This window comes from Vibrio sp. V42_P2S4T144, assembly GCF_009904715.1.
Lineage (GTDB): Bacteria > Pseudomonadota > Gammaproteobacteria > Enterobacterales > Vibrionaceae > Vibrio > Vibrio alginolyticus.
Map to the genome: position 1 here is coordinate 1 of NZ_WXWS01000662.1, position 15,965 is coordinate 15,965.

A 15,965-nucleotide genomic window follows, 5' to 3' on the forward strand; every position below is an offset into this window, starting at 1 on the left:
TCGTTATCCTCATCAATTGTCTGGTGGACAGCAGCAGCGTGTTGCGATTGCTCGCTCATTAGCTTACAGCCCAGACTTATTGTTACTTGATGAACCGTTTTCTAATATTGATACGCAAGTTCGCCATGAGTTGATAAGTGAGATCCGTAAGATTTTTAAGGCCCAAGGTGTGACTGCCATTTTTGTTACGCATAGCCGTGAAGAGGCTTTTGCTTTCGCCGATAAAATGGCAGTGATGAACAATGGAGTCATCGAGCAATATGGCACAGCATCTGAGCTTTACTACCAGCCTTCAAGTAAATTTGTCGCTGATTTCTTAGGTGGTGGCAGTTACCTTGCTGCTAAACGGGTTTCGAATTCAGAATATGAAACCCACTTGGGCGTGGTTGAAGCCACGGCTCAACAAGATATTCCAGTACAGGCGGAGTGCTCTTTACTGCTAAGACCGCAGCATGTGCAAATTCAATCCGATGAAGATAGTTCGGTAACCGTATTGGAACAGCATTTTATGGGTGATCACTGCCGTTATGTGATTAACGCGAATGGTGACCGTTTGTTAGCTACAGCTTCGCAAGCATTAAATATAGGTGAGTCCGTCGCGGTGAAAATTGAAACGCAAGGCGTCCTGGCATTTGCTTAACGCTCCTGAGTATCTTTTCTATCTCGTTTACGACTTCCCAACATACAATAAAAAAGCCCGGCTGTGGAGCCGGGCAAGTGCTCTTCTCCTGTTGATGAGCGCCTTTTCAGACAGCGTTGACTCTCATCATAGTGCTCGAAGCGGGCACAAGGTTCAGTTATAAAGACAAGAAGTCTTTAAACTGTTGAAGAACACGTTCCGCAGTGTCCTTATCTTGCATCTCTGCAAAAATTCGTAGCAGTGGCTCAGTGCCAGAGAAGCGAGCGATGATCCAACCGCCGTTCTTGAAGTAGACTTTCGCACCATCTTCATAGCTGACTTTTTCGATTTCAAACTCGAACTCAGGCAACTGCTTTTCAACATAAATCTTGTTGAACAGTACGTCTTTTTGCGCTGGTTTGAGCTTGCAATCGCCTTCTGCCATGTAGGCATAGCCGTACTTGCCGTAGATTTCATCCAGCAACTCAGACAGCTTCTTGCCGGTTACTGAAATCATTTCTACCAATAGGCTTGATGCGAATACGCCGTCTTTACCTTTGATGTGGCCGCGAATGGTTAGGCCACCAGAGCTTTCCCCGCCAATCAGTGAGTCATCCGCTTCCATTTGGGAGCTGATGTGCTTAAAGCCTACAGGAACCTCAAAGCATTTCTCGCCATGATCTTCGGCGACTTTATCGAGAAGGTGGGTGGTTGCGATGTTACGTACCACGGAGCCTTTCCAGCCTTTGTATTCAAGTAGGTAGTAGTAAAGCAGCAGTAGCACTTCATTTGGATGAATGAAGTTACCTTTTTCGTCGATAATACCAAGACGGTCCGCATCGCCATCAGTACCGATGCCAATATCGTAACCTTGCTCTTTCACTAGGTGCATCAAACGGTAGAGTGTTGCAGCGCTTGGCGAAGGCATTAACCCACCGAAGTCTGGGTTTTTGCCATCGTTAATCACATCAACGTCACAGCGGCCGTTGATTAATACGGTTTGCAGTGCGTTTTTCGCGACACCAAACATTGGGTCGATCAAAACACGTAAATTCGCCTTCTTGATCGCTCCGATGTCGATAAAGTCGATGATTGAGTCAACGAATTCGTTCATCGGATTGATGATTTCAATCAGCTTATCTTCAACCGCTTGTTCAAAGTCGACGCTTTTTACATCTTGCGCAGTGAGCGCGTCTATTTGTGATTCGATTTTTTGGGTGATGATTTCATCTGCGTCACGACCACCTTCAATGAAGACTTTAATGCCGTTGTAATCGGCAGGGTTGTGTGATGCGGTAATACATGCCGAGTATGCGCAGCCCATTTCTTTCGCTTTAAACATTACGATAGGTGTTGGGACAAATTTGTCGATAAAGCTAACCATAATGCCGTTTGCTGCTAGAACTTCAGCGAACCAACGACCTGCTTTATCGGAAAGAAAACGACGGTCATAGCCAATCACAAAACCGCGATCAGCAACCGATTCGTTATTCGTGATGTTTGCAACTGCTTGGGCAACCAAGCGTACGTTATCTTTGGTGAACTCCTCACCAATAAATGCACGCCAACCGCCTGTACCAAATTTGATCATGATTCGATCCTCGATAAGAGCGGCATCCCACCGCGTCTTAAATCTTTGCTAGCGAACCGATGCACTTGTAAAACATAAATGCACCGGATAAATCAAAAGGGGAGAAGGACTCCCCTAAAAGATGATTAACCTAGAGTAACGATAACTTCGTTTACTGAACCTTCCGCTTGAACTGGGACAGAGGCACCATTCACTGCTTCACCGTTCACAGTAATCGACTTAACGCCTTTGCTTACTGAGTCTGGGTTAACGACTTTGATGTTGTACGTTGCACCTAGCCATTGACGAGTCACTTCGAAACCAGGCCAGTTCGTTGGGATACATGGATCGATAGTTAGGCCATCGAAGCCTGTACGCACACCAAGGATAAAGTTGGTAACAGCGAAGTAAGCCCAGCCTGACGTACCTGTTAACCATGGGTGGTTTGCACGACCGTGGTCTTGGTGGTCACGACCCATGATGAACTGTACGTATGAGTATGGTTCTGCAATACGTTTTTCGATGATGTCGTTCTGGTTGTATGGGTTTAGCGCATCGTAGAACTTCATTGCACGATCACCACGACCCAGTTTCGCCTCAGCTACCCAAGCCCATGGATTTGGATGCGAGAAGATCGCACCGTTCTCTTTTACGCCTTGGTAAACACGAGTTACGAAGCCGATATCATCATTCGGTGTTGCAAAAGATGGTGAGTTTAGGTGGAGGCCGTATTCAGAGAATAGGTTCTCATCGACAGCGTCCATCGCTTTTTCGCCGCGCTCTTGAGATACCGCACCAGAAAGTACCGCAAGTGTGTTTGACTCTAGGTGTACTCGGCCTTCCGATTGTTGCGCAGTACCGATCTTGTCGCCATTCTTCGTCAGACCACGGATGTACCAACCGCCTTCGTCATCCCAAAGGTGGGTTTCACACGCTTCACGAACGTTTGCTGCCATCACCGTGTATTTTTCAACGTCGGCTTCTTTGCCTAGGTATTTAGCTAGGTCGATGAACTCCTGCAGTGCCCAGAAATGTAGGAACGACACCATTGACGATTCGCCGCCACCTAGGTTCAGACAGTCGTTCCAGTCTGCACGCAGACCTTTACAGATACCGGTTTGACCTACGTATTCAGCCGAGAAGTCTAGCGCGGCTTTCATGTGGTCATAAACCGTTGCATCGCCACCGTCGGCGTAAGGGATCACTTCGTCGAAGAAGCTGTGCTCACCGGTTTCCATCACGTACTTACAGATGGTTGGAACTAGCCATAGATGGTCATCGGAACAAGTGTCTTCGATGCCGTGAATCTTGTCTTCATCAGAAGGTGTTGGAACTACGGTTGGGGATTTCGATGGTTTAACATCCGCTTTTTCTGGATCAAACCAATCTGGATCGAATAGGTGTAGACCGTAGCCCGCTTTTACTTGGCCGCGCAGTAGGTCAACGATACGTTTGCGCGTCATTGCTGGGTTAGCGTGAGGAACTGAGATTGCATCTTGCGCTGTATCGCGGTAACCAAGACCAGTACGGCCTCCCACCTCGATGAATGAAGCAAAGCGAGACCACACCACACACGTTTCCGCTTGGTATAACGTCCAAGCGTTGATCATGGTATCTAGACCTTCGTTTGGTGATTTCACTTGGAACTTGCCACAACGCTCATCCCAGTGTGCTTTGATACCCGCAAATGCATTGTCGACTTCTGCAAGGTCTTGGTACTTAGCACGTAGACGGTCACCATTGCCTTTACCGATACCTAGAATGTAAGCAAAGCGAACTTCTTCACCCGGCTGGATAGTGAATTGCTTGTGCAGAGAGCCACAGTGGTTGTAACACGTTTGTGCTGTGTTGAAACACTTACCTTGTTCTACCGCTAGCGGGTTTGCTTCGTCACGGTATAGGCCAAGGAAGCTGTCACGTTGACCGTCGTATGAATCTGGATCAAATGTTGAAGCTAGGTAGTAGAAACCTTCGAAATCGTTGGTGTTGTAGTACAGGTCGTACTCAATCACGCCTTCATTGTAAGCCGTACCTGCTGAGTACAGAGACATCTGATGGTTTTGGTTATCAGATTGAATGTGGCTGAATGAGAACTCAACAAATGAGAATGCACTGATCGTACGTGGTTTGTCAGAGGTGTTTTTAATCACTACATCCCAGATTTCAGCGTCTTCGCCTTTTGGCACGAACAGAGTTTTTGTTGCGGTAATACCGCTGTATTCACATTTGAACTTAGAGTAAGACAAGCCGTGACGAACTTCGTAGTTTGCTTCGTCTAGGCTCTTCGCAACTGGTTGCCAAGAGATTGACCAGTAATCACCTGTCTCATCATCACGCAAGTAAACGTAGTGTCCTGGGCGATCGAATGTCGCATTTGGACGAAATTTAGTAACACGGTTGTATTCTGGAGAGTTGTAGAACGAGTAGCCACCCGCGTTGTGCGAGATAACCGTACAGAACTTCTCAGTACCTAGGTAGTTGGTCCATGGTGCTGGTACGTCAGGGCGAGTGATGACGTATTCGCGATTCTCGTTATCGAAATAGCCGTATTTCATTTGTGTCTTTCCTTTTTACGAAGCTGCATCAGCAGCCAAAATTTAAAAACTCTTCAAGCGTGATGTTTCGACATCAGTTTTGTATTACTTCCACGGTTTACGGTAATTCACTCCCTGCAAATCAAGCAGAGGTAGATGGCCTTTCAAGCGTGATAAATAGTCGGTCCAATCTCGGTGTTGTTTGTCTGTCCAACATGCTTCTGCCATTGCAGTTAAACGAGGGAAGATCATGTAGTCCATGCGAGGTTGGTTATTGATAATTTCGCACCATAATGCTGTTTGAATGCCCCAAATGCGCTTACGTATTGGGTCGTCAGCAGGCACTTCAGCGAGCGGCTCGTAGTTGTAAGCTTTTTCTAGTGGCAGTGGGTTTGCCCAGTCCACGCCCGGTTCTTCAGGTGCGTAGTCTTGGGTCATATCTAGGTAAGTGGTTTGTGCTGGTTGCAGCACCACATCAAAGCCTTGGCGAGCACAGTTCAATGCCGCTTCTTCGCTTAGCCATGAGTAGATCACCGTATCTTTACTGACTTTGTCGCCGTGTTGAGCCTCTTCCCAGCCCAGCATGCGTTTGCCCAATTTACGAAGTTTGTCTTCGGCATAACGCAAGAAGTGTCCTTGCAAATCTTTGTAGTCGCTGTAACCCAGTTGTTCCATTAGTGCTTGGCATGCTGGGCTTTTTGACCATACGCCGTTAGGTACTTCGTCGGCACCAATATGAACGTAAGGCGCAGGAAAAAGCGCAGAGACTTCTTCTAGCACTTTGTCGATAAATTCATAACTCCCCGGCAGAGCAGGGTTAATGACGTTGTCGTTGTAATGCTGAATACTGCGGTATTCGGTGGTATCTTCCGCTTCTACCAATAGGTGTGGTAACGACTTGATGGCGGCTCGGCAATGACCAGGTACATCAATTTCAGGAATGATGGTGATGCCGCGTTGCGATGCAAATTCGATAACGTCTTTGATGTCTTCTTGTGTGTAGAAGCCGCCGTAACGTTCATCAAAGTGCGTGTACTGTGGTTCATTGATCTCATCCAATCCGCGCCAAGCACCAATATCGGTTAGTTGAGGCAGTGATTTGATTTCAATTCGCCAACCCTCATCGTCGGTAAGATGCCAATGGAACGTATTGAACTTGTAATGAGCCAGTTGGTTGATCAAGCGTTTGACTTGCTCAACGGAGTGAAAATGACGAGCACAATCCAGCATCATACCGCGGTAACGAAAGCGTGGCCTATCCTTGATTGAACAGCAAACTACTTCCATTGAGTTAGGTTGATCGCCAACTTTGATTAGTTGTAATAACGTTGCACAAGCATGGGTAAAACCAGACGAAGATCCTGCTTCAATTTTGATTGACTCTTCGGCTACTTTCAGTTTGTAAGCGCCTTCATCCAAGGTTGGGTTGCCTTTGAAGATGATCTGACTGCCATTGTCTGATGCGAACTCAAATTGGTGAATGCGCTTAAGCTCTTCAAGTAGCCATTCTTTAGCTGAATTGGCCAGGCTTGAATAAACCGCGACGCCAGCATGATGATCAAAGCTAAAATAGTGATCGCTGACCTCAATATGGTTTGGTTTTGGCAGCAAGGGTTGTGCATGGGTTAAACTTGCAGGAATCTCACTGCGTTCACGGTATGGTGAAGCTAATACGATAGGCGTGACATCCACTTGTGCGCGCTGTGGGTTTCCATCAACGACAAAGTTGATCATCGCTTCGTTAAAGCCATCCGAGTAATAACGGAATGGGTTCGAACCAATACTGAATTCACAGTAATAGTGATGGTTGGCAGCCAGTACCAGCCCTTCTGGCTTAAGTGTGCAAAAACTACCAATTTGAGTCAGTTGACCATTTGAAACGCTGTCTGGAAGAATGTAACGATCGAAAGCGAAAGTTAAGCTCCAGCTGTTTAGGTCTTGGTCGCTCAAGTTATGAAAGGTGAGGCCAAAGCGGCAGTTTTGTTTCTGCTCAGAAAGGACTACGAGATCAACACGATATTCCATATCTACTCCTACGCCGCACTGAGCGAGTAAAGGTTATGTTCTGGTTTGCCAGCAAACATAATTGCGCCTTCAATCGCGTCAAACTGTGGCTCAACAATCCATTGCTGAACTGGTGGTGAAAGCCAACGTACAATGCGTTCAGCTATGCTGCCCATTAAACAAATACGTGTTGCGCCGCGCTTGTTTAATGCCACGAGAAACATTTCTATATCCGCTGCGGTTTGCTTCAGCATTTCAATGGCCAGTGCATCGCCTTGTTCCGCATGTTGGAAAATAGCCGGAGAAAACTGCCCATAATCACGAGGAAGCGCCTGTTTTGACCACGCCACCACGTTGTCGACCTCATTTCCGAAATGCGTCATAACGTGTTGTGCTAGGGGCGTTTTTTCTCTGATGCCATCTTCAGCTAACAAAACTTGCTGAACTAGGCGTAGCCCCATCACTGCGCCGCCACCTTGATCCGAAATAGGGAACTCACGACCACCGACAACATGTTGCTCCAATCCGTTAAGGTAGATGCCACAAGAACCGGTTCCCGCAATCATGATTGCGCCATCTTCGCCATTGTGCGCACCAACGCACGCACCGTAAGCATCGGTATTCAGAGTCATACTGGCAAATGGATGAGGAAGAGACATGAAGGCTTGCCAAGATGCTTTGTGCTCTGCGCCAGCAAGGGCTAAGCCGACGTGCATCGACGCGAAATCTTGTTGTGTCAGACCGCCTTGCTCGGTAGCCGAAGTGATGGATTCAAGAATCGAAGCCATTGCTATTTCAGCACCTAGCATGATGTTGGCACTGCCGCTTTTGGCCTCGCCAAGAAAATTACCTTGTGAATCTTTAATCCTGGCTCGACATGACGTGCCGCCACCATCGATACCGACAAAATACATTCCCATGATTATTCTTCCTTCATATTTTTAGAGGTCGCCAACTGAGAAACATGCTGAGCTTGACTCATTATCGCGAGTAAGTACCAAGCGCCATGCGGGATCCATTGTTCGCCCCAGCGCCAGTTTTGTAACACGTCTTCTTTTTGTGCTGGTGGGTTAAATGCAATGTCTTCCTCGTCTTCAAAGCCGCCAGTGATTCCGTTACACACGCCACCTTTTGCGTTGAAGAAACCATATTGAGGGAGGTAATCAGGGTTGTTACGACCATGGCCATCTAGCATGCACATGTCGTATGGGTTTAAGCCTACAACCCAGTTCAATGCATCTTGAGCAAACACAGAAAGTTGTTGCTGTACTTCTTGCGACGCTATATGCGGTTGAGCAAGGTACGCCATGGTCGCGAGTGAGCCCAGTCGAGCATTCTCGCCTTGCCACCAATAGCCGGATTCATTGTTGTGCGCGACAAAAAATGCCTCGCGTTTTGACTCATTTACGCCTTTAACATATTGGCGAGGGTAACCGAATGGGTTGATCACTCTATTCGATATTGTGATCTCAAACTCACACGCTAGGTTTACGATACGTTTTACCGATTCCGCTCGTGCTGAGTCGTCTTCAATTGATAGATATTCGCATAGGGCAATAACTGGTAGACCAGCTTCGGCTGCGTGAAAATATGGACGGCTGCCGTCTTGGTTTGCTGACCAAAAGTGTTGAATCTGTTCGTCGCTCATTTGGCGTGCAACTAAACGTTGCGCCCACAAACGGCTCTCTTCCAAGTAGCGAGTTTCTTTGGTTGCTTTAAACAGTTCTACACAAGCCAGTAGCGCACAGTATTCGTCGATAATGTTTTCTTCCCCATCATTGAGGTACTGCGTATTGTGCTCTTTTAAGTGCCAGTAACCATTTTCGGCAGCGTTGCGGTATTTTTGTTGATCGTATTCACCGTGAACACTTAAACGCGACGCTGCCGCTAGCGCTGCAATGGCGACACCGCCACCTTGTCGAAAGCCTGCTTGATAGTCGTCAAATTTGTGACCAAGTTGAGTTTCGTACGCGCAAATCTCGCGTTGCGCAGTATCTTTGCTCCACTTGTCAAAGACCGTCATGTAGAAAAAGCCTTTTTCGTTTTGCATACGCACAAGAAAGTCTGCACCGAACAGGGCTTCTTCAATCAGACGTGTATGTGTGAAAGCTGCAATTTCTTCGCTTCCTTCAAGCAATGAAACCCCTTTTAGGATGTTCCAAACCACCATTGGGGTTTGTTGAGGATTCAAATAATTCGCGTATGAAAGGTGACTTAAATACTTGCTAACGTCTCCTGATGCGTCGTACCAGCCGCCGTGTACATCAACCTTTTTATTGGAGTTTAGTACTGGAAGTTGTCGATCTTGTTGATCGAAGATTCCGCCGCAACGTTGCGATTTGAAATAGTGGATCACATCTGACAAAGTTTGATCCAACAGAATGTGTTCGCCAACGATGAAAGAGGAAGAGCGCGTATCTTCTACTTGCAAGAAATAGTCACCTGACGTTGTGAAAGAGGAAAAGTCGATGAGGTAGAAATAGCCCTGATGCCAGTTCGCCACTTTACCTTGTTCTTCAACCGCAAAAGTTGCCACGGTTTGCTCGCTAGTGGCACAAATCAATTGAGCAGTGTAAGAAGACAAGTGTGGTTGTTCGGTCTGGATAATGGCTTTCTTTGGGCCCAGACGTTCATAACCAATGTGGTTAGTCAGTAGCAGCATTCAATGTCTCCGGGAAACGATAAAAACAGGAGTGGGTCAGGCTGAACCTGACCCTCGTTATGATTAATCTTCAAATAAGTAACAGCGGACAAAGTGGTTGTCGGACAGTTGAGTGACGCCTGGTAGTCGTTCGCGACATTTGTCGGTAGCGTGTACACAACGTCCAGCAAATGGACAGCCGACAGATTCTGGTGTCCAAAGTGGGATTTCCCCTTTGTTGCCTTTCAGTTTCTCGTGAATAGACTTCGATGGATCTGGAACCGCAGATACCAACAGTTGCGTATATGGGTGTTGAGGGTCGTGAATGATTTCTTCAGTATCGCCCCATTCAACCATGTGACCTACGTACATGACCGCAAGATCTTCAGCAATGTAACGCGCTGTTGCGATGTCATGAGTGATGTAGAGCAGAGACATTTGTTTTTCAAACTTCATCTCTTCCATCAAGTTCAAAACGCCAGCGCGGATCGATACATCGAGCATGGATGTTGGCTCATCCGCCAAGACTACTTCAGCTCCAACCGCGATGTTACGAGCCAGGTTGACACGCTGACGCTGACCGCCAGATAGCTGGTGCGGGAACTTTTGCGCCGTTTCTTTTGGTGGAATAAGACCAACTTGTTCAAGTAGGTCGTACACACGCTCTTCCAGTTCTTTCTTGTTGCCCGGTGCTACTTTCTTATGAATCAGCAGCGGGCGCGCAATATGGTGGAAGATATTGTGCGTTGGGTTTAGCGAGCCAAACGGGTCTTGCCACACCATTTGTACACCTTCACGGTAGGTCATTAAATCGTGACGAGAGGTGATGTCTTGGATATCACGACCTTTGTATTCAATGATGCCATCGGTTGGTGCGTACATTTTTGCAATCATTTTTGCAGTAGTAGACTTACCTGAACCAGATTCACCTACCACTGACAAGCCGCGGCTCTTGTACATTTTGAAAGAGACGTCGTTGATTGCGCGCATCTTAGATTGTTTGATTGAGTTACTGTTTAAAGGGAAGTCCTTAACGACATTTTTACCCTCAATCAGCAGTTCGCCGAATTGTTTGCTCATAATTCTCTCCAGTGTAATTTTTGTTCTTAGCTAGTGTTTTTTTGTTGTTAAACCTTAGCTTGAGCAATGGTGTCGCCGTACAAATGGCAATTTGAGAGGCGACCTGGTTCAATTTGACGTAATTGGGTTGGTACACGTGTACATGCTTCATGTACGCGGTCGCAACGAGCTTGGAAGCGGCAGCCCTGTGGTACTTCTAGCAAGTTCAACGGGTTACCTGGAATACCAGTCAATTTGGTCTTTGGTCCAGTTAGTGGAGGGAAAGAGCTACCCAAACCTTTGGTGTAAGGGTGGTAAGGACTTTCCAGAATTTGCTTAGAAGGCGCGACTTCAATCAACTCACCTGAGTACATGATGCCGATACGATCCGAGAACTCGACCATCAATGACAAGTCATGTGTGATGAACAGAATTGAGAAACCAAACTCTTCTTTAAGCGCGTAAATTTTTTGTAGAATTTCACGTTGAACCACTACATCCAATGCGGTAGTCGGTTCGTCCATGATGATCATTTTTGGGTTCAGAGCCAAAGCGATTGCGATTACTAGACGTTGACGCATACCACCAGAGAACTGGTGCGGGTAATCACTCAATCGGCTAGGGTGGATATCAACGATTTCCAGCAGACCTTCAGCGCGTGTTTTTGCTTGAGCGCGAGTCATATTGGTATGACGCATGATGACGTCACAGAACTGCTCTTCCATGGTTAGAACAGGGTTCAAAGCGTTCATCGCACTCTGGAATACCATCGACATTTCACTCCAGCGGAACGCTTGCATGCGATCATCGCTGTACTGAAGGATATCTTCACCGTTAAAGATCACCTCACCACCTGTGATAAACGCTGGCGGCTTATGAAGGCGCATTAGTGAGAAGGCAACAGTGGATTTGCCACAGCCAGATTCACCAGCCAGACCGAATACTTCACCTGGTGCAATGTCGAAGCTCACGTTGTTACAGGCGCGGACATCGCCCGCGTCTGTGATGTAGTCTACGCATAGGTTACGGATGGAAATTAGTGGTGCAGTCATGATTATTTATCTCCGCTCCATAGTGCATTTTGTGGTGCCAGTTCAGGCTCACGTTCTTTCTTGTCTTTTGCTGCTAGTTTTTTCCAGCGTTTCATGCCTTTGTGAGAACGAAGTTGAGGGTTCGCAATTTCGTCAACGGCAAAGTTCAACAGAGCAAGACCAGTAACCAGTAGTGTTAGGGCAATACAAGGTGCTAGTACTTCCCACCATGCGCCAATCAGCATGGCTGATGAGGTTTGCACGTTGTAAAGCATGATGCCCCAACTGATCGTGTTGGCATCACCCAAACCTAGGAACGAAATGACCGCTTCAGTGTTGATCGCCAGCATTACTGAGCCAATGAAGCTCGCACCGACAATTGGGATAAGGTTTGGTAAAATCTCAACGAAGATGATGCGGAATGAAGACTCTCCCAATACTTCGGCAGCTTTAACGAACTCTTTCTCGCGTAGTGCCATAGTTTGAGAGCGGACAACACGTGCACCCCATGCCCAAGAAGTACCAGCGATAATCAAGGCAATGGTGAGTGGGCCTGCTTCACCGATAAAGGCCGCCAACACGAATAGCAATGGATACTGCGGAATTACTAACATGATGTTCATCGCGGCACTCAATACGTCATCCACTTTGCCGCCGAAGTAACCTGCCGATATACCAATGACTGTTGCTAAGAAGCACACTATGATGCCAGCGCCAAAGCCTACACCCAGTGATACTCGTGCACCGTAAGCCACTTGCGACCAGATATCGCGACCCATTCGGCTAGTACCTAATACGTGGTCGGCCTTTTTAGACATAATCAGCGTACGACGATCGTCTGCTAGGTTTTTAGCGACCCAACCATCAGGATTGTTTTGTGCCTGTTTTACAACAAAGCTTGGGTATTCGTGTGGGTTACCGGTTCGCTTGTCTGGCGCATGCTTTGTAAGTAAAGGAGCGGCGATCGCAACGAATACGAATACGGTAACAATACCAAGACCGATTCGAGCGAATGCGTTACCTAAAATAAGTTTGAATAGTTCTTTCATGATTATTTGCCTCCCGTACGTAGGCGAGGGTCTAGAATCATGTACAGCATGTCAGCCATTAAGTTGAAGCACAGCATGAACATCGTCATGATAATTAACTGACCTTGAAGTACTTGGTAGTCACGAGCGTGAATTGCGTTAAGTAGCACGGTGCCTAAACCTGGGTAGTTGAAAATCATCTCGATGATCAATTGACCACCAATGGCCATACCCAAAGACATAGACAGTGCGGTAACACTTGGAAGTAGTGCGTTACGTGCGGCGTAATTAAAGACGACGCGGTTTTCACTCAGCCCTTTACCTTTAGCCATCGTGATATAGTCTTCGGCGAGAAGGTTGATCATGTTGTTACGCATGTTAACTAGGAAGCCACCAATTTGAACGATGGTTGCACAGAATAGAGGTAGTACAGCGTGGTAACCCACGTTCTTGATGAACTCCCAGCTTGTCCAATCAGGAATAGTACCTGGCGTGTAAGCATAGCCAGATGGGAACCATTTCAGGCCAATCGCAAAGGTAAACAGCGCTAACATTGCGATAACCATTTGTGGAATAGCTTGAATGATCAATGTGCCAGGCGTTACGAATGCATCGTACTTACTACCGCGCTTCCAGGCGGCAAAAATACCAAGGACAGAAGCGATGGAGAAAGAAAGTACAACCGCAGTACCAGCTAGAAATAGTGACCAGCCAAATGCACTACCTAGTAAAGAATTAACTGAAAGTGGGTAGAACTGGATTGAGGTGCCCAATTCCCAACTTAGAATGTTTTTAATGTACGAGAAGTACTGAATGTAAATTGGCCCATCAACGAAACCGAGCAGTTCTTTCATTGCTGCGATTCGTTCTGGAGTCACCTGTACTGAAGCATTAGCAAACATCATGGTAACTGGGTCACCAGGCATTGCTCGCGGAATAATAAAGTTTAACGTCGCTGCAACTAAGAGCGCGACAAGATAGAACGACAAACGTCTTAAAAAATAACCCATAACTCACACCTTACTCACCCAGATTTTTTCCCTGTTTCTGGTTTCAGGTCGCTCCTAGCGAAATTTAGAGCGAAAAATCCCCTGACGACGAGCGCCACATATTGGTTTCGTTAACAAGGGATTTTTATAGGCGGCACACGGGATGTATGCCGCTTGAAATGAACTTCTACTTATTTAACTGGTTTTAGGTCCAGTACGTGAAGTAGACGCTCTGGGATACCTGCCCAAATGTTTGGACGGCCCTTAGGGTTTTCTTCGTTCCACCAACCAGTGAAGCGAGTTGTGTTGTATTGGTACATGTACGCGCCAGATAGCACAGGAATAGTTACTTGGTCCTGAGCAATGATCTTCTGAATGCCATGAGCGATCTCTAGCTGTTCTTGCTTATCTGCTGTCTTGTAGAAGCTGTTAAGAAGACCGTCTAGCTTATCGTTCTTGTAGAAGTGCATTGCAAAGCGAGGCATGCCGTCACCAGCTTGTAGCTTCGAGTTGTAGCCACTATCCCAGTACAAGTGTGGATCTGCACCGTGGAAGTAGTTGGTGTAAGCAACGTCGTAAGTACCTTCTAGCATTGCTTGGTTGTATACCGAGAAGTCTGGTGTACGAGCACGAGCTTTAATGCCCACTTCTGCTAGTTGCTCAACGGCTAGTTGTACTGTGTTGTTGAAGTCAGTCCAACCGTTTGGTGATTGAATTAGGAGCTCGAAAGACTTGCCAGATGGTGTATCCACAAAGCCATCTTTGTTTACATCTTTGAAGCCAGCTTTAGCTAGAAGCTTTTTCGCACCTTCCGCGTTGTATGTGTTGTAGCCCTTGTACTTGTTGTGCGTCTCTTCATCAGACCAAGCTTCGAATGCGTAGCCAAGGCCAGATGCGAAGTCGTTCACTGTACCGCCGCCGTAGAAAGCGATATCAATGATAGTTTGACGGTCTAGCGCCATAGAGAACGCACGACGGAAGTCAACGTTAGTTAGTGCTTCGTTTTTCGCAGCGTCTGGGTTTTTGAAGTTCACTACAAATGCTTGAGTACCCGCTGGTGGGTACCAGTAGTGGTGATTCGGACTTGCTGCAGCGTACGTACGGTCGATGTCTGGTACGAATGAAGACGTCCAGTCCATTTCGCCGTTAACGATTTTGCCCAAGAATTGGTCGTTGTTCGCGATTTGTGGCACACGCAGACAATCTACATCTAGGTTGTCAGCATCCCAATAATTCGGGTTCTCACACTGGATATATAGCTGCGGTGTGAAAGTGTCGATTTCAGTAAATGGACCACTGCCTACTGGATTTTCGTTTGTGAATGTTGCTGGATCTTTTACTTTGCTCCATACGTGCTTAGGTACGACTGGTACTTTCGCAATTTCGTAAGGAACGTTTGAGTTTGCTTCGCTTAGACGGAATTTAACTTGGTAGTCGTTAACTTTTTCTACGCCAGTCACCCAAGAGTTGATACCAGATTGGTCTAGCTCTGGCTTCTCTTTAACTAGGTTGAAAGAATAAACAACATCATCAGCGGTAAACGCTTTGCCATCAGACCATTTTACGCCCTTACGGATATCGAAGGTTACGCTCATCAGGTCATCAGCCATGGTAAAGTTTTCTGCTAGACGAAATACAGGCGTGTTACCGTGCATTTCGTTAAAAACAACGAGCGGCTCGTAAATAAAGTCGGTTGTTGTGTGCAGGTTAGTTGCACCCAAGAAAGGGTTAAAGTTACGAACGAAAGTTGTAAACTCTTTAGGGTGGATAGTCAGTTCACTGCGTTCAGCCGCAGTAGCTACCGATGCAAAACCTGTAGTAGCCGTTGCAATAATTGCTGTTGCTAGTGCTGTTTTTTTAATATTGGCAAGCATAGCTGTTCCTTACTATTTGCTTTCATTTCACTAAATGGAATTGAATGTCATCAATTGATAAACACTCTCTAAGACCTACCTCTTGTACATGCCTTACTCATTACAACATTGAGTTTCGCCAAGAGTGGCCTGTAGGCCTTAGGTAGGAGTAAGAAAACACCTTATCCATAAAATAATCAAACTTGATTCCCGTTAAAAACGTTAAAATCTCTGAGCTCTCCGTTATAAACGTTATTTTGGCTAATTTTAACCAGCATTGGGCCAAAAAATAAACGTTGATATGCGTCGCAGTTTATATCCTTGTTAATAATAAGTGTTGGTGATTACTAACCTGCTGGTCCTTTTTAAATATACGTTTCCTGCTTGTTTTCTAGGTTCGGAGATCTCGCTCACATGCAGAAATGGTGTTAATTAATCAGCTAAAAATTAATCTGCCGTTCTGTTGTGATTAAGTTCGCAATCTCTATCAATAGTTCGTCAAAATCCGCTTGTTATCTGAAAAATGGCCTTTTTTATCGACAGTTTTCTTCCGTTTGTTGTCCTTTTTTTATTATATGAATGAAGTTTTTTCGGTTGCTCGAACTTACCTAGTTAAGACAAGTTAAATGGATAAGGT

11 protein-coding genes are annotated in these 15,965 nt (G+C 46.3%); 1 reads left to right on the forward strand and 10 read right to left on the reverse strand.

Translation table 11 applies throughout. The features are described 5' to 3' along the window. On the forward strand, positions 1-640 hold a 640-nt coding region (locus CAG68_RS21370), incomplete at its 5' end, for an ATP-binding cassette domain-containing protein (RefSeq protein WP_161441627.1). A gap of 157 nt (positions 641-797) precedes the next feature. On the opposite strand, the gene CAG68_RS21375 is transcribed toward CAG68_RS21370, so the two are convergent. The 10 genes from CAG68_RS21375 to CAG68_RS21420 all read right to left on the reverse strand — a co-directional run bounded on the left by CAG68_RS21375 (position 798) and on the right by CAG68_RS21420 (position 15,349). After that, positions 798-2,210, reverse strand: a complete 1,413-nt coding sequence (locus CAG68_RS21375) for a phosphoglucomutase/phosphomannomutase family protein (RefSeq protein ID WP_161441628.1) — start codon at positions 2,208-2,210, stop codon at positions 798-800. Positions 2,211-2,335: 125 nt separating this feature from the next. Beyond that, positions 2,336-4,744 (reverse strand): GH36-type glycosyl hydrolase domain-containing protein, encoded by a 2,409-nt coding sequence (locus CAG68_RS21380; protein WP_086047029.1) that lies wholly within the window; start codon positions 4,742-4,744, stop codon positions 2,336-2,338. 84 nt (positions 4,745-4,828) lie between these two features. Then, a complete protein-coding gene (locus tag CAG68_RS21385) occupies positions 4,829-6,748 on the reverse strand; it encodes a beta-N-acetylhexosaminidase (protein WP_025768196.1) in 1,920 nt (639 codons plus the stop codon). Between the two features lie 8 nt (positions 6,749-6,756). Continuing rightward, on the reverse strand, positions 6,757-7,647 hold the full coding sequence (locus tag CAG68_RS21390) for an N-acetylglucosamine kinase (protein ID WP_086047028.1): 891 nt from the start codon (positions 7,645-7,647) through the stop codon (positions 6,757-6,759). Positions 7,648-7,649: 2 nt separating this feature from the next. Then, positions 7,650-9,389, reverse strand: coding sequence for a glycoside hydrolase family 9 protein (locus CAG68_RS21395; protein ID WP_161441629.1), 1,740 nt, complete (start codon positions 9,387-9,389; stop codon positions 7,650-7,652). A gap of 63 nt (positions 9,390-9,452) precedes the next feature. Beyond that, entirely contained in the window at positions 9,453-10,448 is a 996-nt protein-coding gene (locus CAG68_RS21400) for an ABC transporter ATP-binding protein (protein WP_005380041.1), read from the reverse strand. Between the two features lie 47 nt (positions 10,449-10,495). Then, the gene (locus CAG68_RS21405; RefSeq protein ID WP_005386550.1) at positions 10,496-11,479 is read right to left on the reverse strand and encodes an ABC transporter ATP-binding protein; all 984 of its coding nucleotides are present in this window, start codon (positions 11,477-11,479) and stop codon (positions 10,496-10,498) included. Between the two features lie 2 nt (positions 11,480-11,481). Next, positions 11,482-12,507 carry an ABC transporter permease gene (locus CAG68_RS21410; RefSeq protein WP_054730004.1) on the reverse strand — a complete coding sequence of 342 codons (1,026 nt, stop codon included), beginning with the start codon at positions 12,505-12,507 and terminating at the stop codon, positions 11,482-11,484. A gap of 2 nt (positions 12,508-12,509) precedes the next feature. After that, positions 12,510-13,496 carry an ABC transporter permease gene (locus tag CAG68_RS21415; protein ID WP_005380038.1) on the reverse strand — a complete coding sequence of 329 codons (987 nt, stop codon included), beginning with the start codon at positions 13,494-13,496 and terminating at the stop codon, positions 12,510-12,512. 170 nt (positions 13,497-13,666) lie between these two features. Next, complete coding sequence (locus CAG68_RS21420; RefSeq protein WP_005380037.1) at positions 13,667-15,349, reverse strand: ABC transporter substrate-binding protein; 1,683 nt, start codon at positions 15,347-15,349, stop codon at positions 13,667-13,669. Positions 15,350-15,965: the final 616 nt, after the last annotated feature.